Raw genomic sequence first — 23,891 nt, forward strand, 5'->3', positions numbered from 1 at the left:
CCTCCCTCAGGCGCGTCGCAGCAGACAGGGCTGCCAATGCGCCAGATGTATCTTGCCGCTCGCGTCGGCATGTGCGCCGTTCAACTCGGCGCCAATTGCTTGCCAGTCCCCTTTCGGGGCGTCGATCACCGCGTTTCCTTCGCCCATGTTGAAGGCACAGAAAATCACGTCGTCGCCATGTGACCGCAGGAAGGACAGAACATCGCCCTCGACCCGCATGTCCGTCATTTCACCGCGTGCCAGCGCCGGTTGGGCGTGGCGAAAAGCGATCGCGCGGCGGTAGTGATGCACCAGCGCCGCCGGGTCTGCCTCGGCGGCCTCAACCGCGCGGCCCAAGTGGTCGCCTGAAACCGGAAGCCAAGGGCGCGCAGCGGTGGAAAAGCCGCCGTTCTGGTTCGACTTTTCCCACACCATTGGGGTGCGGCAACCATCACGTCCCTTGAATTCGGGCCAGAACTCGATGCCATACGGGTCCTGCAGGTCGGCGAAGGCCACTTCGGCCTCGGGCAGGCCCAGCTCTTCGCCCTGATACAGGCAGGCCGAGCCGCGCAGGCACATCATCAGCGTGGTGAACATGCGCGCCGCCGGGTCGGTCAGATTCCAGCGCGAGACATGGCGTTGCACGTCGTGGTTGGAATAGGCCCAGCAGGCCCAGCCGTCCGCCGCCACCTCGGCCACCCGCGCCATCACCTCGGCAACGTATCCCGCGACGGGCTGAGCGCCTGACAGCATCTCGAACGCATAACACATCTGCATCAGATCATTGCCGGCGGTGTATTCGCCCATGATCTCAAGCCCACGTTGGGCCTCGCCCACCTCGCCCACCGCCGCCGCGTTGAAGGGCTGCATCACCGCCCGCAGTTTGCGCAGGAACTCCAGGGTTTCCGGGCGGTTCTTATCGTATTTGTGGTCCTGGTGGTTATAGGGGTTCACCGCAGGTGCGATAGTTGAATTGCGATCCTCGGGCGCCAGGGCCGGGTTGTCGCGCAGCTGGGCGTCGTGGGTGTAGAAGTTGATCGTATCCAGCCGGAAGCCATCGACCCCGCGATTGAGCCAGAACCGCGCGACATCCAACAGCGCCTGTTGCACCTCGGCGTCGTGGAAATTCAGGTCAGGCTGTTCGACAAGGAAATTGTGCATGTAATACTGCTGCCGCCGCGTGTCCCACTGCCAGCCCGAGCCGCCGAAGATCGACAGCCAGTTTGTGGGCGGCGTGCCGTCGGGCTTTGCATCGGCCCAGACATACCAATTCGACTTCGCATTCTCCCGGCTGGCGCGGCTTTCGGCAAACCACGGGTGCTGGTCCGAGGTGTGTGACAGCACCAGGTCGATCATCACCTTCACGCCAAGCGCATGGGCAGTCTCGATCACCGCATCGAAATCAGCCAGTGATCCGAACATCGGATCTACATCGCAATAATCCGACACGTCATAGCCGAAATCTTTCATCGGTGAGGTGAAGAAGGGTGAGATCCAGATCGCATCAACGCCAAGCGAGGCGACGTAAGGCAACCGGCGCACGATGCCCAAAAGGTCACCGATTCCGTCCCCGTTCGCATCCTGGAAGCTGCGCGGATAGATCTGATAGATCACCGCGCCGCGCCACCAGTCGGGGTCTTTGGCCAGATGGGTCATGGACCCTATGCCCGTGCTTGCGTTCATGTGTCTCTCTTACTTGACCGAACCGGCGAGCAGGCCGCGCACCAGGTATTTCTGCATTGCAAAGAAGACTCCCAGCGGCACCGCGATCGACACGAAGGCTGCCGTGGCCAGGATTTCCCAATTGCCACCACGGGTGCCCAGAAGCTCGACAATCTGGTTCGTCATCACCGTGGTTTCCCCGGTGGCGTCGATCAGGAACACCTTGGCGACCAAGAGATCGTTCCAGGTCCACAGGAATTGGAAAATCGCGAAACTGGCCAGAGCCGGAAAGCTGAGCGGCAGGATGATCTTGGTGAACACCTGGAAATCCGTGGCGCCGTCGACGCGGGCGTTTTCGATGATGTCGCGAGGCAAGCCGACCATGTAGTTGCGCAAAAGATAGATCGCGAGCGGTAGCCCGAAGCCGGTATGCGCCATCCACACACCCAGGTATCCTTTGCCGATACCGATGCCGTTGTGAAACTTCAAAAGCGGAATCAACGCCAGTTGCAGCGGCACGACCAAAAGACCCACCACCATGGCAATCAAAAGCGCCCTGCCCCGGAAATCCATCCACGCCAGCGCGTAAGCGGCAAAGGCCGCCACGACGATGGGGATGATCGTGGCCGGGATCGTCACGGTCAGCGTGTTGAAAAACGCCTTGGCCATCTTGTCGTTACCAGACCCGGAAAACAGAACCCGTCCATAGTTCTCGGTTGTGAACTCGGGCGGAGACACGGCGGTCACGAAAACCCGCGTGCCGCGTGATCCCTCGAACGGTTCCGTGTTTTCCATCCGGTAATTTCCCGCCGCGTCCACAGTCACCGTGCCGCCTTTTCGCAGCTCGGCGGTGTCGCCCGGCACGAAGCTGTCGATCTCTTTCGAAGAGATACCCCAAACCGAAATCTCACCGCCCTTGCCTTCGGCAAACAGGTTGCCCTCGATCACATAAAGCGCGCCCTCTTGCACCTGGGTGTCGGGGGCCGCGCTGCGCAGGGTGTAGTTCTGTTCGCTGGGGAACATCGACTTCCACCACCCCGAGGCAGAAATTTGATCCCCGGTGCGGAACGAGGACACGAAAAGGCCCAACGTCGGAAACAGCCACAAAAAGACCAGCGCGACGACCGAAAGGTTCACGGCCCAGGTCAGGGTGGATTTGGTGCCTGCAATGTTATCCATGAGGAGCTCCTGTGCGGTCGCGGGTCATCAGCGCATCTCCTTGCGGGCGTTGTGAACATTCCAGACCAAGATCGGCAGAACCAGCAGCATGATCACCATGGCGGATGCCGAGCCCACACCCCAGTCATTGGCGCGGAACAGCTTGTCGAACATGTAATTTGCCAGAACCTGTGTTTCCCATTGCCCGTTGGTCATCGCGAACACGATGTCGAACACTTTCAAAACGACCAGCGTGATCGTGGTCCAGACCACGACGATGGTGCCTGAAATCTGCGGCAGCTTGATCTTGAAGAAGATTTGGAACGGATTGGCGCCATCCACGATGGCCGCTTCGATGGTTTCTTCGGGAATGCCACGCAGGGCGGCGGACAGGATCACCATCGCAAAGCCGGTTTGGATCCAGACCAGGACGACCATAAGGAAAAAGTTGTTCCAGAACGGGATGGTCAGCCAGGTCATCGGTTCATCCCCCCCCAGCGCGACATAGATCGCGTTCAGAACGCCTATCTGCTCCTGCCCCATGGGGCGGGCGTCATAGACGAGCTTCCAAATCACGGCGGCGCCAACGAACGAAATCGCCATCGGCATGAAGATCAGGGATTTGGCCAGATTACCCCACTTGATCCGGTCGGTAAGCTGGGCGGCCAGAAGGCCAAAAACGGTCGAGGCGGCGGGCACGATCAACAACCAGAACAGGTTGTTACGCACGGCTTCCCAGAACTTCGGCTCAATGGCCAATTGCTTGTAATTATCAAGGCCTACGAAGGTGTAGCCGCCACCAGCCACCCGCTCGGTCAGGCTGAGCCGTAAGGTTTCTACGACCGGATAGGCCAGGTAAAGGCCAAGCGCCAGAAGCGCGGGAAACAGAAACAGCCATGGGCGAACAAGGTTGGCGCGATTGATGTTGCGACCAATATTCGGTCCACGCGCAGGGAACAGGACTTTGTCCAGAAACTGGTTGGAGAAGTAGAAATACCCAATACAGCCACTAACGCCGACAATGATTGTGATCAGGCCTTGCAATGCGGGGTGCATATCCCTCTCCCTGTTCTGTCGTTTTTTGTGAGAAGCCCGGAGCAATTCCGGGCGTCTCATTTTTTTTAACCGATCAGACGGCGCTTATTTAGCGGCGTCCCAGCTGTCCTGGATCTCACCAGCGACGGCAGCGGCGTCTTTCCCACCAGCATAGTCCACCATGCCGGTCCAGAACGAACCCTGACCAACTGCGGCGGGCATCAGGTCGGATGCGTCAAACCGGAAGGTCGTGGCGTTCAGCAAGATCTCGTTCATCTTGCCAAGCGTCGGATCGCTGAACTTCGACGTGTCGACACCCTTGTGCGGCGTCAGGAAGCCCTTCAGCCCCATCCAAGTCTCATGCGCCTCGGTCGTCTGGAGATAGGCAATCAGGTCATGTGCCGCCTGGTTCTCGTTGGTGATGGCCCACACGGTGCCAGCACCCAGAACGGGCTTGCCCAAATCCTTGCCTTCATATGCCGGGAAGTAGAAGAAGTCCGCATCTTCACCCACGACGGTGCCTTCGGGGAAGAAGGCCGGGATGAAGCTGGCCATCCGGTGCATGTAGCATTGCGGCGGCGAGGAGAAGAGGCCCTTGGGGCTGTCGCGGAAGTCGGTCGAGGCCACGGCCCCGGCGCCACCAGCAACATAAGCATCGTTGCGCGCAAACGCACCGAATTCTTCAATTGCGGCAACAACTTTCGGGTCGTCAAACTTCATCTCGTTGGACACCCAGGCGTCATAATCGGCGGGCGTTTGGGTGCGCAGCATAAGGTCCTCGACCCAGTCGGTCGCGGGCCAGCCTGTTGCGCCACCGGACCCCAGGCCGATGCACCATGGCGTGCCGCCATCAGCGACGATCTGATCGCTCAGCGCTTTCAGTTCTTCCATCGTGTTCGGGATGTCATATCCCGCATCTTCGAAGTTTTCCGGCACGTACCAGACCAGTGATTTCAAATCGACCTTGTAGGAGAAGGCGTAGAGGTGATCGGCCCCGTCAGCCCCGGCATAGGTGCCCAGATCAACCCAAGACTGCCCGGCGGCATAGTTTTCACGGATCCAGTCGTCCGTGCCCTCAGCCAGCGGTGTTAGCAGGCCACGACTGGCCAGGCCAGCGGCAAGGCCGGGCTGCGGAAACACGGCGATGTTCGGCGCCGAACCGGCTTCGACATCAACCATGATCTGTTGCTCAAAGCTGTCAGACCCGACATAGCGCACGTCGTGGCCCGACGCAGCGGCAAAGCCCGCCAGAACCTTTTCGGCGTTTTCCTGGTCCGGGCCAAGCCACGGGCCAAACACGGTTACCTGCTCAGCCGAAGCCATCCCAGCGGTCAATGCAAGAGCAGCCGCGCCGGTCAAAAGAACATGTTTCATTGTATCCTCCCAGATGCGCGCCGAAACTGGCGCTTGAAACGATCCCACTTTGCGCAATCCTGTGAAGAAGTGCCCAAAGCGCTTTGGATACCAAAAGAGTTTACCAGAAAAACTTCCCTGTCAATGATTCAACGCAAACACACTGGTTTGTCGCATCGGGACTGTTTTCAAGAGGTATGCGCAAAGTTCCTTTTGACGTTGACGATCCGCTTGGCTACGCTCAATAGGATCCAAACCGCTTTGGGAACCTCCGATGAACCTGAAACAGCTTTCGGAACTCCTGCATCTGTCGCAGACCACCGTCAGCCGGGCGCTGAACGGGTATCCAGAGGTGAGCGAGGCCACCCGCAAACGGGTTCAGGCCGCAGCCCAGGCACATGGATACGCCCCCAACATGCGCGCGCGCAGCCTGGCGACCGGGCGTGCGATGTCGATCGGCCATGTCATCCCAGTCAGTTCGAAACATGAGATGGTGAACCCGGTGTTCGCCGATTTCATCGCCGGCGCGGGCGAGACTTATTCGCGCAACGGCTATGACATGGTGCTGTCTGTGGTGTCTGATGATGGGGAAGAAGCCGCCTATCGCGCCTTCAAGATGAAGGGCAGCGTCGATGGCATCATCGTTCATGCACCCCGGCTGGGCGATCCGCGCATTCACCTTCTGAACGAGATTGGCCTGCCCTTTGTCGTGCATGGCCGCGCCTCGGACGCACAGGAGCCCTATGCCTGGGTTGATGTGAACAACACCCACGCGTTTGAACGCGCCACACGGTTTTTGCTGGACTTGGGGCACCGGCGCATCGCGCTGGTGAACGGGCTTGAGACGATGGATTTCGCAATCCGGCGGCGTCATGGTTTTGAGGCTGCGCTGGCGGAACGCGGGCTCAGCGCCGACCTCGCGCTGATCTCCTCGGACGAAATGACCGAGGCTTACGGTCACGACACCGCCCGCGCGCTGCTGGCGCGTCCCGACCCGCCCACGGCCTTTCTGGTGTCCTCGATGATTACCGCCATCGGCGTGCGCCGCGCGATCGAGGAGTTGGGGCTGGTGATGGGGCGCGACGTCTCGGTCATCACCCATGATGATGAGCTGAGTTACTTTCGAAACGGCGGCGACACGCGGCTTTATACCGCCACCCGGTCCTCAGTGCGTGAGGCGGGCAAGCGGTCGGCGGAAATGCTGCTCGACATGATCCACAACCAGACCGGGCCACAAGAGTTGTTGCTTGAGGCCGAGTTGACTTTGGGCCAATCCACCGGCCCTACATCCAAGGAAACCTGACATGTTACCCACCCGCAAAGATTTCCCGCAGGATTTCCTGTTCGGGGTCGCCACCTCGGCCTATCAGATCGAAGGCCACAGCTTTGGCGGTGCGGGGCCAACCCATTGGGACAGTTTCGCCGCCACGCCCGGGAATGTCGACAAGGCGGACAACGGCGCTGTGGGGTGTGACCATTACCACCGGTTGGTCGAGGATCTGGACCTGATCGCGGGCGGGAATTTCGACGTCTACCGGTTTTCGACAAGCTGGGCGCGGGTGCTGCCCGAGGGGCGTGGCGCGGTTAACCAAGACGGCTTGGATTTCTATGACCGGCTGGTTGACGGATTGCTGGAGCGTGGTGTGAAGCCGGCGGCGACGCTGTATCACTGGGAACTGCCTTCGGCGCTGGCGGATCTGGGCGGCTGGCGCAATCGTGACATCGCCAATTGGTTTGCCGATTACACGCGCGTGATCATGGAGCGGATCGGCGACCGCGTTTGGTCTGCCGCGCCGATCAACGAACCCTGGTGCGTCAGCTGGCTCAGCCATTTCGAAGGCCACCACGCCCCCGGCCTGCGCGACATCCGCGCCACCGCACGCGCGATGCACCATGTGCTTTTGTCCCACGGACGCGCGATCGAGGTGATGCGCGATCTTGGCATGTCCAATCTGGGGGCGGTGTGCAATTTCGAATATGTCGAACCAGCAGATAACAGTGCCGAAACGGCGCGCGCTGTGGCGACGTATGACGCGATCTACAACCGCTTCTTCCTGGGCGGCATTTTCAAAGGCGAATACCCGCAAGAGGTCTTGGAGGGGCTGGCCCCGCATCTGCCCACAGGCTGGCAGGACGATTTCGCCACCATCACCCAGCCGGTCGACTGGTGCGGGTTGAACTACTATACCCGAAAGATCATCGGCCCGGCCGACACGCCCTGGCCGTCGCTTGAGGAACGCCCTGGCCCCCTGCCCAAGACGGAAATGGGCTGGGAGATCTATCCCGACGGGCTGGAGTATTTCCTCAAACGCACCGCACGTGATTTCACCGGTGATCTGCCGCTTTACGTCACTGAAAACGGCATGGCAGCGCCCGATCGGCTGGAGAATGGCGCTGTGCAGGATGACGACCGGATCGACTATATCAACCGCCACCTTGGTGCGGTGCAACGCGCGGTTCAGGCGGGGGTTCCGGTCAAGGGTTATTACAGCTGGTCTTTGATGGACAATTTCGAATGGGCGCTGGGCTATGACAAACGCTTTGGCCTTGTGCATGTCGATTTTGACAGTCTTGAACGCACGCCCAAAGCCTCCTACCACGCCTTCAGAAAGGCCCTGACCCGATGACACGCGCGCCCAATACGCACAGCCTTCTGGCCGATATCGGCGGCACCAACACGCGCGTGGCGCTGGCCCAGGGCACGACGCTGCTGCCCGACACGATCCGCCGCTTCCGAAACAAGGACTTTCCCGGCCTGGAAAGCGTTCTGCGCCGGTATCTGGACGAAGAGGGGAATCCCGATTGCGCCGGGGTTTGCGTGGCCGTGGCGGGGCCGGTGCGCGACGGTGTGGCCGAGATGACCAACCTGAGCTGGATCATCACCAAGGACGCGCTGGCGCGGGCGGCACAGGCGGAAACCGTGGCGATCCTGAACGACCTTCAGGCGCAAGGCCACGCGCTGGGCCACCTGTCTGGCGACAGCCTGCGCCCGGTGGTGCGCGGGGGTGACCCAACCCCGCACGCAGCCATGCTGGTGATCGGCGTGGGCACCGGGTTCAACTGCGCGCCTGTGTATCAGACCGGCGCGGGCCGTCTTGTGCCGCCATCCGAGGCTGGTCATGCCAACATGCCAATCCGCACCGCCGACGAACTGGCACTGCTCCACTTTGTCGAAACCGCGCACGGCTTTCCGGCGGTTGAAGACGTGCTGTCGGGCCGCGGTCTGGAACGCATTCACCTGTGGCTGTCGACCCGCGCAGGTGACCCGGTTGAAAAAGGCGCTGCTGAAATCATGGCTGCGGCCGAGGCCGAAGACCCCCTGGCATTGGAAACCCTGCGCTTTTTCGTGCGAATCCTTGGCACGGTCACTGGCAACCTGTCGCTGATCCACCTGCCCTTCGGCGGCGTGTTCCTTGTCGGCGGTGTGGCCCGTGCCGTTGCCCCCTGGCTTGAGCGGTTCGACTTCGCTCACGGCATGTCCGACAAGGGGCGTTTTGCGGGCTTCATGCAGAATTTCCCGGTCACCGTAATCGAAGACGATTATGCCGCCCTGACCGGTTGTGGCCACCATCTCGCGCATATTCTGCCGGGTTGAGGGGGCGGGGCCGCTTAGGCCGATCTTCACGCCCCCTGCGCAAAACCGGTGTGACCGGTCCTTACGAGCCATTTGTCACGTCATGTGTGGCACGGGGAGAAGAGGAAGCGTCATACAGGGCTGGTCAAAGACTGAACCCCTCTCATACCTCGTGAAACTCGTCGTACCGGGCCGCTTATGAACGACGGCATTCACGCCCTTTCATGCTCGACCGGGAAAGTACCAAAGTTTGTTTCCAAGTCCGGGACTTGGGGTTTCTGGACCTTGGCACACAGGCGCACTAGGGTCGTGCGGGTCACGACGAAGGGGGCAACACATGGGATGGATCGAACTGATCGCGGCTTTCGCCGCGTTTTTCCTGTCGCATTCTGTGCCGGTGCGCCCCGCGGTGAAACGCCGGCTGGTGGCGCAGATCGGCGCGCGGGGTTTCACGCTGGCCTATTCGGCACTGTCTTTGGCGGTGTTGAGCTGGCTGATTGTCGCGGCAAGCCGGGCGCCGTTCGTGGCCCTGTGGGATTGGGCACCTTGGCACAACCACGTGCTTCTGGGGGCTATGGCCCTTGCAGTCTGGATTGCAGCGATGGCCGTCGGGCGACCGAACTCGCTGTCCTTCGGTGGGGCACAGAACGCGCGGTTCGACCCGCTACAGCCCGGCATCATCGGATGGATGCGCCACCCGCTTCTGGCCGCACTTTTCCTGTGGGCGGCGGCGCATATGCTGCCTAATGGAAACCTGGCGCATGTGATCCTGTTTGGCACTTTCGCCGGGTTTTCCCTGTTGGGCATGCGGATCATCGACAGGCGCCAGCGCCGGGTGTTGGGCGCTGAACGCTGGCAACAGCTTTCAGCCACCCACCGCTCTTTTTCGATCACGCAAGGCGGGATGATCCGCAGCCTTGTCGCGGTCACCCTTTACCTGCTCTTGCTGTGGCTGCATGGCCCGGTGATCGGGGTGTCACCGCTGGTTTAACCCAGCAGCGCCTCGATCCGGTCCAGCGTGGCGACGTTAACCGCAACGCCCTCGGTTTGGGCCACGGCCCGTTTCGCCCCGCGTCCGTCGCCGGGCAGATGGGCACCGTCCTGTGCGTGGATTGCCGCCACCAGTGCGGCCATGCGGTCGGCAAAGTCACCGCCCGAGGTCGCAGCTGGGTCAATCGCCAGGAAGAACTGCCCAGTGCGCGGTGGTCCGCCCTTGGTGCCGGAGAACGGCGAGGCATCCTTGCCCAACGTCGCCCCGGTCATCGCAGCGGCCATCATTTCAACCATCAGCGCGACGCCGACGCCCTTATAGCCGCCCGACGGCGCCATCGATCCTTTCAGCCCGACCTCGGGATCCGTGGTCGGGTTGCCCTCGGCATCCAGCGCCCAGCCGACCGGGATCGGGCGTCCCTCACGGGCATGTTTCATCACCTCGCTTTTGGCGATCGTGCTGGCGCTTTGGTCGATCAGCACGGCGGGCTGACCATCGGCCCCGGGGGCGGCGATGGAAAACGGGTTGGTGCCGACAACCGGCGTGGCCCCGCCCGAGGGCGCGATTGAGGCGGGCGCGTTGGTGAACCCGATCCCCATCAGCCCGGCCGCGGCCAAGCGATGGGTGTGATAGCCCAACACACCGCAATTGTACGAATTGCGGATCGACAGCGCGGCCACGCCCTGTTCGCGCGCCAGCGGCACCAGCGCGTCAAAGCCCATATCGATGGCGGGATGGGCAAAACCGCTGTCCGCATCAACACAGATCACGCCGGGCTTGGGCCGGGTCAGAACCGGCTGCGCCTTGCCATCCACTTTGCCGCATTGCACATGCTCGGCATAGATCGGGATATAAGCCAAACCGTGCGAGGCAACCCCGTCCGCTTCTGTCGCGGCGGTGGCCTGCGCCAATGCCCGGGCGTTTTCGGGGGTGGTTCCGGCGGCTTCAAGGGCGCGCTGGGACAGGTCTTCGATCTCGGCCAGAGTCAGGGTGCGAGTTTGCATCAGATTTCCTTAGTCATTGTCGGACAGGTCGGTGCCCGCGCCCAACCGGCGCGAGGCTTCGGTGGCGGGCGCGTAGGTGCGGTGGGCAAAACGGCCAAGCGTGTCCCAATCGCCCGCGTCGATCTCGGCGCGGGTGCCGGAGGTGTCCGGGCAGGTTACGCTGGAGCGTGTGATCACCACATCGACGGTTTCGGCATCGGGGTTGCCTGAGATGTCCAGCCCCTGCCCGTCCGTCGTGGCCATAACCCCGTCGAAGGTCAGGCTGAACGCCGTGTCCCCCTGACGCGCAGCCTGGGCCAGGAAAGGCAAAAGCAGCAGCGGTTGCGCCACCGCGCGCATCGTGAGCGGCGCGTCCGGCAAAAGGGTGACGGCATCACAAAAGCTTGCCCCGGCAAGCAGTGGGCACATGGGCGCATCGCCTGCGCCCCAATCGTCCAGCGACCGGGGCGCGCGAGCGTCCATGTCGACCGGATCAAGCCTAGTCAGGAGCGCGGCCAGCGCTGCCCCCCCAGGCTGCGATTGTGCACACAGCCAGCGCGTGGCGCGCCCGGCTTCTTCTGCCATGCCCCAGCTGTAACCAGCGCCCCGCGCGGCCTTCTTCGCCATTGCCTCAACTTCGTTCAAAGACAGGATCATGCCGGCGCCTCCGTCTGGTCATAGACCCAGAGGTCCGCGTTGTCGTCCGTCAGCCCGTCCGGATAGGGCGCGCCGGCATACATGCAGATGCGCACCCAGCGGTCCGAGCGCGGATCAAACCGGGTGGCGCCAAAGAACGACAGCTTGCAGCGCAGCATGTCGATCGGCAGCACCTCGGCGCTGATCGTGTTGTCACGAATCTCGCCATACGGCGCGTGGGCCGAGATCTGCACCCGCCGCACCATGTGGCGATGCTCGGGGTGTTTCAGCAGAAACGCAGCCACCGGCGTGGTGCCGTCCCAGCCAGCCAATGCCTGCGCCAAGGCGGCAGCATCGCGTCCGGGCGCCAGAGGTTGCTCATATGCGGCAATCGGTTCGTCAAAGCGCTCGCCCAAACGCGGTTCCAGCTTTTCCTCGGACACATACCAGGCGCGGGCCTGCGCCTCGTGGGCCTGCCAGTCAAGCGCCAGGGCCCAGCCATAGGTGCCCTGCAGCAGGTCCAAGAGCGTGGCGACCGGCATCGCACCGTCAATCCGCGCGGCATCCGCATTAGCATCCGCCATGCAGGCCCCCAGCCCGTCGACCAGATCGCCGTATGGTTCCAGCATGAACGAGGCAAGGCATTCCTGCCCCTCGTCGCTGAGCGTCTGTTCCGCCCAGAGAAACAGCCGGTTCCAGGGCTGATCGCCTGCCATGTCGCGCGCCTCCATTTCGGCCAGAAGTGCGCTCAGGTCTGCGGCCAAGGCGGCGTTGCGCTCGATTTGGATCGGGTGCTGCGACGGATCCGTTTGCGCCTGCGCCCGCATCTCGGCCAGCAGCCCGCGCACCTGGGCCACTGCCTTGGCTGTGGCGGTCGGAAGACTGCGCACCCGCGCAATCGCCTCTTCCCGCGCCATGATCCAATTGTTGAACAAAACCGGGTGGTTGACCAGGTAAGGCGCCATGCCCAGCCCGGTGGAATTGCCGATGCCCAACTGGCGGGCCAGGGTCGGATCCAGCCTGACCGCTGCGTCACCGCCGCGCGCGCGCGCCATGTGTTCGACCAGGTCACGCACAAAGGCACGGGTCAGGAACACCGACAGCATTTCCACCTGGAACGGCGCTTGTGTCTCTTCGCGCCCCGCCAGCGCCTCACGGTCCGCAGCACCCAGCTTGCCGGAACCGTAAACGGCGGTGGTGCGCATCAGGTATCCGACCTCATCAATACGTGCGGGATCGGGCTGATGCCCAGCCGCCAGCGCCTCGACAAAATGCGCCCAGAGCCGCACCGAGCGGTTGGCGCGCGACACCGAGATTTCGCGCGCGGTGACGCGCCCGGCCTCTTGCAGCGGGACGTTCGCCCTCAGCCGGGCGATGTCATCGGCATCCGGCACACCGTCAAACAAGGTGAAGGTCGCGTCCCAGGCCTGGGCAATCACCCGGTCCGAGCGTTGATCGGCGGGCAGGTCATGGGCAAAGGCGACCAGCGAATAGGTGCGATCAGGCCCTTTGGCGGAATAGACTGCATGGCCCACGCCGTGCGCGTCGATGTTGAAAACAGGCCGGGAAAAAGTCCAATTTTCGCGCGCCATGCGACGGGTCAGTTGGCGCATGAAGCTCAGCCGGCATTGGTGCAGCGACCCCAGCCGGTGCAGGCGCATGACGCGGGCCGGATCGCGGCGGGGGATCGCGCCCGCGCTCATCCCGTGACCTCGGGCGTGAAGCTGTCGGCATAGAACCGGTGCCAATTGCCCCCGATGATGCCCGCGACCTCATTCGCGCTCATCCCCACCTTGGTCAGACCCTCTTCGAGGTTGCCAAAGTCGCGATTGTCACGAAACCAGTCCGGCATCGGTGGGAAACCAGGTGCCGCCGCCGAGCCTTCGCCATAGTCGATTTTCTTGGTCCACCGTCCCACGCGCATCCACTCCACCACGCTGTCGGGCTGATCCTGACACAGATCGCTGCCGATGCCCAAATGTTCCGCCCCATACAGCGCGGCGGCATCGGCGATCATCTGGCAAAACCCTTCCAGCGTGCAGGCGGATTTGTCCTTCAGGTGGTGCGGATAGAGCGAAAAGCCCAACATGCCGCCCTTGTCGGTCACCGCGCGGATCACTTCATCGCGCTTGTTGCGCAGGGCGGGCGCCCAGGCGTGCGGGTTGGCATGGGTGATCGCGATCGGACGGCGCGACATCTCGGCCGCTTCGATCGTTGAACGGTCGGCGGAATGGCTCATGTCGATGACCATGCCGACGCGGTTCATTTCAGCGATGACCTCGCGCCCCATCCGGGTGATGCCGGGATCCTCGGCCTCGTAACAGCCCGTCGCCAGCAGCGACTGGTTGTTGTAACTCAACTGCATGAAACGCGCGCCCAGATCATGCAGCACTTCGACCAGCCCGATGTCGTCCTCGATCGGGCTGGGGTTTTGAAACCCGAAAAAGATCGCGGTACGGTTTGTTGCGCGGGCAAGCGCCACGTCCGAGGCCCACCGCCCCTTCAGGATCAGGTCGGGGTATTGCTCAAACCAGCGGTTCCATTGCTCGATGTTCAACACCGTTTCGCGAAAGTTTTCGTGATAGGCGATGGTCACATGCACCGCGTCCACCCCGCCCGCACGCATTTCGCGGAAGATCTTTTCCGACCAATTGGCGTATTGCAGATTGTCGATGCGCATCAGACCGGCGTCCCGGCGCTGATATAGGCGGTCTTGACCACGGTATAGAACTCGGCCGCTGTGCGCCCCTGTTCACGCGGGCCATAGGAACTGTCGCCGCGCCCGCCGAACGGCACGTGATAATCCGTGCCCGCGGTGGGCAGGTTCACTGTCACCACTCCGGTGCGCGCATTGCGGCGGAAATCCGTGGCGCGCGCCAGGTTTTGCGTCACGATGCCCGAGGTCAGGCCGAAATTGGTGTCGTTCACAACGCTCAGAGCTTCGTCATAGCTGTCGACCTTGATCACGCTGGTCAGCGGCGCGAACATCTCTTCGCGGTTGATGCGCATGTCGTTGGTTGTGTTCAGAAACACGCCCGGCGACATATAGAAGCCTTCGTGCGGCATGTTCAGGCGCGCGCCGCCGCAGGCAAGCTCGGCGCCTTCTTCGCGACCCAGATCGGCATAGGCCAGGTTCTCGTCCAGCTGCTGCTGGTTGACCACCGGGCCCATCTGCACGCCGTCCTCAAGCGCGTGACCGACCTTCATCGCCTGCGCACCGGCCACCAGTTTTTCGACAAACGCGTCGTGAATGCCCGCATGCACTACAAGACGCGAGGACGCGGTGCATTTCTGCCCGCTGCCCCCGAAGGCGCCGCCAAGCGCCAGTGACACGGCCAGGTCCAGATCGGCGTCATCCATCACCGCCAGGGCGTTTTTCGACCCCATCTCCATCTGCACCCGCGTTAGGTTCTGGATCGCGGCCGAGGCAATGCCCTTGCCCACCGGCACCGAACCGGTGAAGGAAATCGCGTCCACCATCGGGCTTTCGACAAGCTGCTGCCCGATCGTGCCGCCCGAGCCCATCACCAGCGAAAACAGACCCTTGGGAATGTCCTGACGGTCGATGATCTCGGCCAGTGCCACCGCCGAGGCCGGGGTCAGGTTGGCGGGTTTCCACACCACCGCGTTGCCATAACACAGCGCCGGTGCGATCTTCCACGAGGCGGTGGCGGTGGGGAAATTCCACGGGCTGATGATCGCCACGGTGCCGACCGGTTCGCGGCGCACGTCGATTTCCACCCCCGGGCGCACGCTGTCGGCGTTTTCGCCCAGCTGGCGCAGGCATTCGGCGGCGTAATAGGTGAAGAACTGCCCGGCGCGGAACACCTCGCCTCTGCCCTCGGCCAGCGGTTTGCCTTCCTCGCGGCTCAGAAGCGTTCCCAGCTCTTCGGCCCGCGCCATCAGCTCATTGCCGATCGCCATCAGAACCGCCTGCTTGCGCTCCATCCCATAGGCGGCCCATTCCGCCTGCGCCACCCGCGCGCGTTCCAGCGTTTCGGTCAATTGATCCGAACTCGCCTGTGTGAACAACCCGATCACTTCGGTCAGGTCGGACGGGTTACGGTTTTCGATCGCGCTGTCGCCAGCGATCCAGGTGCCAGCAATCAGGTTCAGCTTCGTGTCGGTCATGGGGGCTCCACAGGTTTGGCTTTGTGTTTGGCATTTGCAAACAGCATGGACACGGGACACACAGTCAGTCAAATTGAAACTTGTGAACCCAACTTCAGGATTTCTGAAAGATGAACCTCAAGATCGATATGCTGCGCTGCTTTGCCACCGTGGCCGAGACCGGAACCCTGGCGGACGCCGCCCACAGGCTGGGGCGCACGCCGTCGGCCTTGTCGATGACCCTGAAACAGCTTGAGGCGCATCTGGGCGGGCGGCTGTTTGAAACCGACCGCAAGACAAGGCTGACGCCGCTCGGGCAATATGTCGAAGAACAGGCGCTGAATGCGCTCGGCGCGTTCGACGGCGCGGTATCAGCGATCGAGGCTTTCGCGCGGGCGCCCGGTGGTCTGCTCCGGGTCGCCGCCGTGCCCTCGGTCGCGGGGCTGGTCCTGCCAGGGGCGGTGGCACAGGTGACCCGCGCCCACCCCGGTCTGCGGGTTGATTTGAGCGACATGGACAGCGCCGGCGTGTTGCGCGCGCTGATGCAGGGCCAGGTGGAGCTTGGCATAGCCTCGCCCCCCGGCCCCACACGCGGGGTGCAGAGCGAAACGCTGTTTGCCGATGATTTCGGGCTGGTCTGCGCGCCGGACCATAGGCTGGCGCAGCAGACAGACGACCCCGACCTGGCCCAACTGAGCGCCCACGGACTGATCTCGAATCCGCTCAGCGCCGCCATCGAGGATCCACGCGTTCAGACGGCGTTGTCCCACAGCCGTATAACAGCGCAGAACACGCTGTCGCTGCTGGCGATGGTGAAAACTGGCGACTGGGTGACGATCCTGCCCCGATCCGTCATTCGCATTGACCCCGCAGGCCTGATGTTTCGCCCGATCCGCGACGTAACCGCCAAGCGACAGGTCGACCTTTTGACCCGCAGCGACGCACGCGACAGCACCCACTTGACGGCGTTCACACAGATCCTGAAGGACATGGACTGGCAGGGGTTATAGCATCTTTGGGGCAAGTGGCGGAGAGACAGGGATTCGAACCCTGGAGACAGTTTCCTGCCTACACACTTTCCAGGCGTGCGCCTTCGACCACTCGGCCACCTCTCCGTGCCGCGCTATGTAGACCCGGTCGGGGGGTGGGTGCAAGAGGGCGCGAAAAAAATCCGCGCCCTTTCTTTTGTGGCCCTCATTGCAGGCCGTGATCAATCGACGCCGCAGACCGGGGCCGGCGTGCGTTTCAGCGCGTCCAACCCGTGTTGCGACGGAATGCTGGGGTTGACCGGCTCGCCGCTCCAATGGCCGAAATTGCGCATCGCTTGTGTCGATCCCGGTCCCCATTTGCCGTCAATCGCGCCGTCATAACAGCCAACCCGCGCCAATTCGCGCTGCATTGCGGCGGCGATCGAGGCATCAGCCTTTGGCACCACCGGCACAGGGGCGGGTTTCACGGCCCCGGTGACATAGTCCTGAAGGGCCGCTTTCGACCCGGACCCGAAGGCGCCATCAATCGCGCCTTGGTAATACCCTGCGTCCCTCAGGTGCATTTGCAGCCATTGCGAGGCCGCGCGCGACACATCGTTCAAGCTGTCCACCGCCATGCCCGGATCTGCGCGATAGAGCGTGAGGAACGTATCGACATAGCCCGACCGGTTGGAAAACTGATCCATCAGCATCAACGCGCGATAATAACCCTCAAGATACCCGCCCCGCCCGGCGTCCATATAATGCGACAAGGCAATGTCGGGATCTTTCGGCACGCCGATGCCGTTCTCATACATCTCGCCCAGCGTCGATTTCGACGGGGCATAGCCCTGCGCGGCTGCCTGACGCAGCAGCGCGATCGGGCGCTCGGCGCTTGTATTCCAGGTGGCTACGGGCTGAGAGAAGACCTCGCCCAGAAGTTTCAGCGCCTCGTTGTGCAGTTGCGTGGGTGTCTGTGCCGATTGGGGCGCGGGCGCAACCGGCGCCTGTGCGGGGGCCGATGTGGGATCCGGCGTGGCCGCCTGCCCGTTCAACCCTTTCAACAGCTCCTGCGCGATGATCACGAAGGTGCCGTTCGGAAACTTGTCGACATAGGCCTGAAGCAGCACCGGGTTGCCGCTGTCCCTCACCGCGTCCCAAAAGGCCAGGTCCAGCGCCGGATCAGGGGCGGATGCTGGCGCGGGAGCTTGGGACGTGTCAGGCGCCGTGTCCGCACTGCTGTCATCTGCAAGCGGCACCGGTTCATCCTCTGGCGGTTTGCATTCCATATTCGGGCCGCAGCCGCCCGTGTCCACGCCCATCACCGGGCTACCGTCGTCCTCCAACACCACCGCGTCATCGTCGGCGACGATCAGGCTGTCATCCGGCGGCAGGCATTCCAGCATGCCGTCGCCACAGGTATGCGCATCCGGTGCCAACCCGGCTTCGGTCAAAGCGGCCTCGCAATCGTCCGACAGCTTCTGCAGTTCGGCATCGCTGTAGGTCCGACCGTCCAGCCCCCCGGTCGCCCCCATGAAGGCCTCGCCCCAACTCAGACAAGATTGCGGCTGCGGATCGGGGCCCACATTGGCGCAGATGTCGTCGTAGTAAAGCGCGTAATTCTCATATTCCGCGCCCATGCCGTCGTATTTCGCGGCCAGATCGCAGGGGCTGATCCACTCCTCGGCCAAACCCGGGCTGGCCAGCACCAAGCCAAGGGCACTGCTTGCAAGAATGCGGTGAAAACCTGTTGTCATGTTCCGTGTCCTTCCCGGCGTTCAGTCGTCGCCACCGGCGTCGCCGCCATCATCTGTGCCGCTGAACCAGCCGCCTTCACTGTCGTCATCCTGCCCGTTCCAGGTCTCGCTGTGCGAGGTGCCACCCCGGCCCCCGCGCACCATCCACAGACCGATCGCCGCGCCCATCAAGGCGATGACCCAACCCAAGGCCGGATCCAGCACCGAGCCAATACCCCAGCCGATCAATCCGCCGCCGATGACATAGATCGCTTGCTTCATTTCGTGTCCTTCTTCCAGTCCGCCGTCTGGTCGGGAAACACCCTCCTTAACCTCACCCTCACGTCAGGTGCCAACACCGTTCCTGCGGCACCGTTACTGAGGATAGAGATCCGGACAGGTTGAATCCTGCATCGCAAAACAGAAAGTCACCCTTACCTTTCCCGCTCAGTAGGAAAAGTATACCATCCAGACACACATGCCCCCATGCGACACGTTTACGGCGCGGGGTTCTTGCGGGTGGCGCCCAATGAAAAGCCAAGCGGCAACCAGGCCTTGTCCGGCCATCCATACAGGCCATCTCCGCGCGACGTGAGCATCTGAAACATACGCCAGGGTATCGCGTCATGTTCGTTGAGGAAATCCAACCGCATCCCCGCCCCGATCAGTGCATTCAGGATATCCGCCATCGTATGGTCCCACCAATACTCATGGCTCGCCTCCAACGCCGGGAAATCACCGGTATAGTCGCTGGGCGCGTCATCCACGAACGGGGTGCGCTGGAAATACGGCACGAAATAGTTGGGCAAGGCCCCCTCCCCGGTCGTTTCATCATCGAACACCAATGCGCTGGGATGCCCCTCGGCCAGATAAAGCTTTCCACCGGGGTGCAGCAGCCCGGCCACGACAGCGGCCCAGCTCTTGATGTCAGGCAACCAGCCGATCGCACCCCAGGTCACAAACACGAGGTCGAACGGGCCATATCCTGCCAAGGCGGTGGGCGCGTCAAACAGGTCGGCCTCGACAAAGGACGCACGATCCTCAAGACCCAGTTCGCGCGCCAGTTCCCTTGCCGCCTGGATCGCGTCACCGGAGAAATCCAGCCCCACAACCTCGGCGCCCTGCTGCGCCAGGATCAGACTGTCGCGACCAAAATGACACTGCAAATGCGCGATTTTTAGCCCCCGCACATCGCCAATCTCGCCTTGTTCGATCGGGTGCAACCGCCCCCGCCCCTCGCGCAACGGCGTCATGTCATAGGCATCAGCCTTCAGATGAAGCGCCACCCGCTCGTTCCAACTCGCAAGGTTCGCCGCGCGCCAATCGTCCGGAAGGTTGTCCATCTCTATCCTCTTTCTGCAAATACCCCCGCCGGCGGCTTGGAAATCCGAGCGAAGCGAGGCCACGCCCAACCGGCCACGCCCCGCCAGGGGCACGCGCCGGGCGGGAGCGCTAGGCCTGCAAAAGCACGTTGAACCGTCGGTTCAGACGGCCCTTCTTTTCCACCTTGCCCAGGGTCACCCGGCCGATCTCGCCGGTGCGTTTCACATGGGTGCCACCGCAAGGCTGCAGATCGACTTGGTCGTCGCCCGCGCCGATGCGCACAAGCCGCACCCGGCCTGCGCCCGAGGGCGGCATCACCGACATCGTCTTGACCAGACCGGGGTTCGCGGCCAACTCTGCGTCGGAGATCCAATCCTCGCTCACCTCAAGATCACGCGCGATCAGGGCGTTCAGCGCATCCTCCAGCGCCTGCTTGTCCTCGGGCGGCTCCTCCATCACGAAGTCCAGCCGGCCCTTCACTGCACTGATCTGACCACCGGTAACCGGAAGCGGCACCACGACAGACAGAAGGTGCAGCGCCGTATGCACCCGCATGAAGCGGTTGCGCTGGTCCCAGTCCAGCACCTGTGTGACCTCGGTGCCGACCGGTGGCAGGTTGGACCCCTCGGCGGGGACCAGAACGATCTCATCGCCCGCGCCCTTCACGCTTGTCGCCACGGCCAATTCACCACCATCCCAGCGCAGCGCGCCGGCGTCACCAGGCTGCCCGCCGCCGGTGGGATAAAAGATCGAGGCATCCAGCACCAAGCCGCCCCGATCGGTGTGCGACAGCACCACGCCGCGAGCCTCGCGCAGATAGGCGTCATCTCGAAAAAGCGGCTTAGTCATTGGCATCTCCTGTGTCCGTGTCGGTCTCGGCATGCATGTCACTGACGGACAAGGCCTCGGGCGCGGCTTGCATTGTCGGCGTGATCGGTGCGGTTAACTGCGTTTGGGCTGCGGCGGCCGTGCCCGCCAGCGCTTCGGGGTTGCGCAACCAGATGTCGCGCTGGGCAAACGGCACCTCAATGCCCTCTTCGCCAAAGCGGCGGGCGATCTCGTGGTTCATGTCGCTTTTCACCGACAGGATGAAATTCACGTCGCGCAGGATGGCGCGGATCTCAAAATCCAGACTGTCGGCGCCGAAGCCCTGGAAATAGACGTTGGGCGCCGGGTTCACCGTGACCATCGGATGCGCCTCGGCCACGTCTCTCAAGATTGCCTCGACCTGTTTGGTGTCGCTGCCATAGGCCACGCCCACGGGCACGATCACCCGGCCAATGGAATTGCCGCGGGTGTAGTTCGTCACCACGCCGGAAATCAAATCACTGTTGGGCAGGATCACGTCCGACCGGTCGAAGGTCTCGATCCGGGTCGAGCGCACAGAGATATCGCGCACATATCCCATCTGCCCGCCGACCTCGATCCAGTCGCCCTCGGAAATCGGCCGTTCGATCAGCAGGATGATGCCCGAAACGAAGTTTGACACGATGTTTTGCAGGCCAAAGCCGATACCCACGGACAGCGCACCGGCCACGATCGCCAGCGACGACATGTCGATGCCCGCACTGGTGATCGCCACGATCACCGCCAGGAAAATTCCGACATATCCGATGCCCGAGGACACCGCGTTCTGCGCGCCCTTGTCCATCTTCGTGCGCGGCAGGATCGAGGATTTCAGCATTCCCTGCACCACCCGCGTCGCGACAAGGCCGATGGCAAAGACGATCAGCAACGTCAGCAGCGTGCGCGGCGTGACCTGCGCCTCACCCAAGGCGAACCCCTGCCCCAGCGTGGTCCACAGCTCGGTCAGATCAGTCCAGCGCGCGCCCCAGATCAGCGCCAGGAACGGCAGCGCCGCGATTCCTACCACCAGGCTGGCCAGGGTCGGGATCAGCGCCTGTTCGGCAGCCGCGGTATCCTTGCGGGTGAACAGCGCATAGAGGTTGGTAAACAACAGGTGCAGCACTTCCAGCAGCGCCAGAAGCGCCAGCGTCTGTGCGGTGGGAAACAGGATCGTGCCCGCCAAGGTGGTGTATCCGATGGCGGCGGCCAGCGGGCCGATGTATCCGATCACCACGACCAAGCGGCCCAGCACTTTCATCAAGCCAGTGCGGAAACTGCCCTGCCCGTCCTCGTCCACGTCCAGAAGCGCGCTCAGCCGGATCAGCCGGCCGATGCGGATCAGCAGAAACCCCGCGCCCAGAAGCAGCGGGAAGTTCAGCACCGCCAGCGTGGTATCGTCATATGTCTCGTAACTCGCGATCCGCTCAAGGCCATAAGACAGGCCAAACAGCAGCCCCAGAAGGGCGGCGCCATAGCGCCCCTCGGTCCGGGCGCGCAAACTGCCCAACGGCAGCGCGGCGCCCACGCCGTCGCCCATGCCGAACACTCTTGTGCCCAGCCACAGGGCTGCGAAAAAGAACAGGCCCATGAGCATCAGATTGTCAGCCAGGATCTGGCCGCGCAGGCCAAGCACGCCCGCGTTGTGAAGGCCCTGCACCAACAAATAGACACCCAGAAGCGGCGCCACGATCTGACCCAGCGAGGTCAGAAAACCCCACACGCCCTTGGCCGAGCCCTTGGCGCGGCTGCGCACGTTCAGGCCAAAGCGCATGACCCAGGCCCGCCCACGGGTGATCAGCACCAGCCCGATAACCGCCATGAGCAAAGTCAGCGGCAATTCGCGGCGCAGTTCGGCGCGCTGTGTTTCGCTGCCCCACGATGAGGTCACCTCGCCCCACGCGCGTTGCACCGTGACCTGGTAATCCGCGATTGCGCGCGGCCACAGGGTGGGGTTCACCGGGGTTGGTCCCAGCTTGAACAGCTGGTCAGCCTGGCGCGCGCGCATCAGGCTGTCGATCTCGCTGACCAGAAGGTCGGCGCGTGAATGCGCCTCAATCGCTGTGCGCACAGGCAGCTGCGCCTGGTTCAGAAGCTCGGTCAGCTCATCGCGCCGCTGGGTCAGAACCGCAGGTTCCGTCGCGCCGTCCTCGGGCGCCGGGCCCAGGGTGGCAATTTGCGTTTTCAGCGTGTTGATGCGGATCGCGTTTTCCGACCGGGCGGCGGTGAAGGCATCACGCCAGTCAACCAATTCACCGCGCAAGTCCTGCATCACCACATCCGAGGCGCGGCCAACTTCCAGCGCGTCCTCGACCCGCAGCGCCAGACGCTCCCAGGTGTCGTAATCCGGCGTGCCGTCCGTCAGAACAGTCACTTTGGACGCATCACCCGTTGTGACGTCTTGCGCCTGGCCGGTGGCCGGCAAGGCCAACACCAGGGTCAGGCAAAGGAGGCGCAGAAGCTGTCGCATTACTCTTCGAACACCTCGGGCAACAGCGCGGGGCCCGCGTCCAGCCAGGACGGCACCGGCAGGTTCTTGTCCTTCAGGAAGGTCGGGTTGAACAGTTTCGACTGATACCGCGTGCCGTAATCGCACAGCACCGTGACGATTCTATGCCCCGGCCCCATCTCATGCCCCATGCGAATGGCACCGGCCACGTTGATGCCGGACGATCCGCCCAGGCACAGACCTTCGTGCGCGAGCAGATCAAACACGATCGGCAGCGCCTCCTCGTCGGGCACCTGCCAGGCCATGTCGGGGGTGAAACCCTCAAGGTTCGCGGTGATGCGCACCTGACCGATGCCCTCGGCAATTGACCCGCCCTCCATCGCGATGTTCCCGGTGGTGTAGTAGCTGTAAAGCCCCGCGCCCATCGGGTCAGCGATGCCAATCTTCACGCCCTTGGGTTGCAGCGCCATGCCGACACCTGCCAGCGTCCCGCCCGAGCCCACGGCGCAGACGAAGCCATCCACCTTGCCGCCGGTCTGCTGCCAGATTTCCGGCCCGGTGGTTTCGATATGCGACTGGCGGTTGGCCACGTTGTCGAACTGGTTGGCCCAGATCGCACCGTTGGGTTCGGTCTTGGCCAGCTCGGCCGCCAGACGGCCCGAGTAGCGCACGAAATTGTTCGGGTTGCGGTAAGGGGCTGCGGGCACCTGGACCAGTTCAGCCCCGGCCAGGCGCAGCATATCCTTCTTTTCCTCGGACTGGGTTTCCGGGATCACGATCACCGTCTTGAACCCCATCGAGGCGCCGACCAGCGCCAACCCGATGCCGGTGTTGCCCGCAGTGCCTTCGACGATGGTGCCGCCGGGCTTCAGATCCCCCCGCGCGATGGCATCCTTGATGATGTAAAGCGCCGCGCGGTCCTTCACCGACTGACCCGGGTTCATGAACTCGGCCTTGCCATAGATGTCACAGCCGGTCGCCTCCGAGGCGGCCTTCAGCCGGATCAGCGGCGTGTTGCCCACCGAGGCCGCAAGGTCCTGTTTCACGTCCATCTTTTCACCCTTCCGCGCGTTGTCGATAGGCAAAGGAAT

General features: G+C 62.9%; 20 protein-coding genes and 1 tRNA gene. 5 read left to right on the forward strand and 16 right to left on the reverse strand.

All coding sequences use genetic code 11. The features are described 5' to 3' along the window. Positions 1–6: 6 nt before the first annotated feature. The 4 genes from MN188_RS03765 to MN188_RS03780 all read right to left on the reverse strand — a co-directional run bounded on the left by MN188_RS03765 (position 7) and on the right by MN188_RS03780 (position 5,208). On the reverse strand, positions 7–1,662 hold the full coding sequence (locus MN188_RS03765) for an alpha-amylase family glycosyl hydrolase (protein ID WP_242106265.1): 1,656 nt from the start codon (positions 1,660–1,662) through the stop codon (positions 7–9). 9 nt (positions 1,663–1,671) lie between these two features. Further along, positions 1,672–2,820 (reverse strand): carbohydrate ABC transporter permease, encoded by a 1,149-nt coding sequence (locus MN188_RS03770; RefSeq protein WP_242106266.1) that lies wholly within the window; start codon positions 2,818–2,820, stop codon positions 1,672–1,674. A gap of 27 nt (positions 2,821–2,847) precedes the next feature. Further along, the gene (locus MN188_RS03775) at positions 2,848–3,855 is read right to left on the reverse strand and encodes a carbohydrate ABC transporter permease (protein ID WP_242106267.1); all 1,008 of its coding nucleotides are present in this window, start codon (positions 3,853–3,855) and stop codon (positions 2,848–2,850) included. Between the two features lie 84 nt (positions 3,856–3,939). Then, entirely contained in the window at positions 3,940–5,208 is a 1,269-nt protein-coding gene (locus MN188_RS03780) for an ABC transporter substrate-binding protein (RefSeq protein ID WP_242106268.1), read from the reverse strand. A 253-nt stretch (positions 5,209–5,461) separates the two neighbouring features. On the opposite strand from MN188_RS03780, the gene MN188_RS03785 reads away from it, so the two are divergent. The 4 genes from MN188_RS03785 (at position 5,462) to MN188_RS03800 (ending at position 9,752) form a co-directional block, all read left to right on the forward strand. Continuing rightward, positions 5,462–6,490 (forward strand): substrate-binding domain-containing protein, encoded by a 1,029-nt coding sequence (locus tag MN188_RS03785; protein WP_242106269.1) that lies wholly within the window; start codon positions 5,462–5,464, stop codon positions 6,488–6,490. A 1-nt stretch (position 6,491) separates the two neighbouring features. Next, the gene (locus tag MN188_RS03790) at positions 6,492–7,814 is read left to right on the forward strand and encodes a GH1 family beta-glucosidase (protein ID WP_242106270.1); all 1,323 of its coding nucleotides are present in this window, start codon (positions 6,492–6,494) and stop codon (positions 7,812–7,814) included. Beyond that, positions 7,811–8,782 (forward strand): glucokinase, encoded by a 972-nt coding sequence (locus MN188_RS03795; RefSeq protein WP_242106271.1) that lies wholly within the window; start codon positions 7,811–7,813, stop codon positions 8,780–8,782. Before MN188_RS03790 ends, MN188_RS03795 begins: the two co-directional genes overlap by 4 nt. Positions 8,783–9,098: 316 nt before the next feature. After that, positions 9,099–9,752: an NnrU family protein gene (locus MN188_RS03800; RefSeq protein WP_242106272.1), complete on the forward strand. Its 654-nt coding sequence runs from the start codon at positions 9,099–9,101 to the stop codon at positions 9,750–9,752. Here the strand turns inward: MN188_RS03800 and MN188_RS03805 are convergent. From MN188_RS03805 to MN188_RS03825, 5 genes are read right to left on the reverse strand one after another with little or no spacing between them, the layout of a single operon-like run. Continuing rightward, complete coding sequence (locus tag MN188_RS03805) at positions 9,749–10,759, reverse strand: Ldh family oxidoreductase (RefSeq protein WP_242107369.1); 1,011 nt, start codon at positions 10,757–10,759, stop codon at positions 9,749–9,751. The two genes, MN188_RS03800 and MN188_RS03805, sit on opposite strands and share 4 nt — an antisense overlap. A 6-nt stretch (positions 10,760–10,765) precedes the next feature. Then, complete coding sequence (locus tag MN188_RS03810; protein WP_242106273.1) at positions 10,766–11,392, reverse strand: DUF3726 domain-containing protein; 627 nt, start codon at positions 11,390–11,392, stop codon at positions 10,766–10,768. Beyond that, positions 11,389–13,074, reverse strand: coding sequence for a hypothetical protein (locus tag MN188_RS03815; protein WP_242106274.1), 1,686 nt, complete (start codon positions 13,072–13,074; stop codon positions 11,389–11,391). The genes MN188_RS03810 and MN188_RS03815 overlap by 4 nt, the downstream gene beginning before the upstream one ends. Further along, complete coding sequence (locus MN188_RS03820; protein WP_242106275.1) at positions 13,071–14,051, reverse strand: membrane dipeptidase; 981 nt, start codon at positions 14,049–14,051, stop codon at positions 13,071–13,073. Before MN188_RS03820 ends, MN188_RS03815 begins: the two co-directional genes overlap by 4 nt. Then, positions 14,051–15,502, reverse strand: a complete 1,452-nt coding sequence (locus MN188_RS03825; RefSeq protein ID WP_242106276.1) for an aldehyde dehydrogenase family protein — start codon at positions 15,500–15,502, stop codon at positions 14,051–14,053. The genes MN188_RS03820 and MN188_RS03825 overlap by 1 nt, the downstream gene beginning before the upstream one ends. A 110-nt stretch (positions 15,503–15,612) precedes the next feature. On the opposite strand from MN188_RS03825, the gene MN188_RS03830 reads away from it, so the two are divergent. Continuing rightward, entirely contained in the window at positions 15,613–16,491 is an 879-nt protein-coding gene (locus MN188_RS03830; RefSeq protein ID WP_242106277.1) for a LysR family transcriptional regulator, read from the forward strand. Positions 16,492–16,506: 15 nt separating this feature from the next. Here MN188_RS03830 and MN188_RS03835 read toward each other — a convergent pair. From MN188_RS03835 to MN188_RS03865, 7 genes are all read right to left on the reverse strand, one after another. Further along, a tRNA-Ser gene (locus MN188_RS03835) sits at positions 16,507–16,596 on the reverse strand. Positions 16,597–16,691: 95 nt separating this feature from the next. Beyond that, positions 16,692–18,206, reverse strand: coding sequence for a peptidoglycan-binding domain-containing protein (locus MN188_RS03840; protein WP_242106278.1), 1,515 nt, complete (start codon positions 18,204–18,206; stop codon positions 16,692–16,694). Positions 18,207–18,227: 21 nt separating this feature from the next. Next, positions 18,228–18,467 (reverse strand): hypothetical protein, encoded by a 240-nt coding sequence (locus MN188_RS03845; protein WP_242106279.1) that lies wholly within the window; start codon positions 18,465–18,467, stop codon positions 18,228–18,230. Positions 18,468–18,682: 215 nt separating this feature from the next. Next, a complete protein-coding gene (locus tag MN188_RS03850) occupies positions 18,683–19,528 on the reverse strand; it encodes a class I SAM-dependent methyltransferase (protein WP_242106280.1) in 846 nt (281 codons plus the stop codon). A gap of 109 nt (positions 19,529–19,637) precedes the next feature. Continuing rightward, on the reverse strand, positions 19,638–20,357 hold the full coding sequence (locus MN188_RS03855; RefSeq protein ID WP_242106281.1) for an alanyl-tRNA editing protein: 720 nt from the start codon (positions 20,355–20,357) through the stop codon (positions 19,638–19,640). Continuing rightward, positions 20,350–22,821 (reverse strand): DUF3772 domain-containing protein, encoded by a 2,472-nt coding sequence (locus tag MN188_RS03860; protein WP_242106282.1) that lies wholly within the window; start codon positions 22,819–22,821, stop codon positions 20,350–20,352. Before MN188_RS03860 ends, MN188_RS03855 begins: the two co-directional genes overlap by 8 nt. Beyond that, positions 22,821–23,852 (reverse strand): cysteine synthase A, encoded by a 1,032-nt coding sequence (locus MN188_RS03865; RefSeq protein WP_242106283.1) that lies wholly within the window; start codon positions 23,850–23,852, stop codon positions 22,821–22,823. Before MN188_RS03865 ends, MN188_RS03860 begins: the two co-directional genes overlap by 1 nt. Between the last annotated feature and the right edge of the window lie 39 nt (positions 23,853–23,891).

The organism is Aliiroseovarius subalbicans (genome assembly GCF_022678625.1).
Taxonomy (GTDB): domain Bacteria; phylum Pseudomonadota; class Alphaproteobacteria; order Rhodobacterales; family Rhodobacteraceae; genus Aliiroseovarius_A; species Aliiroseovarius_A subalbicans.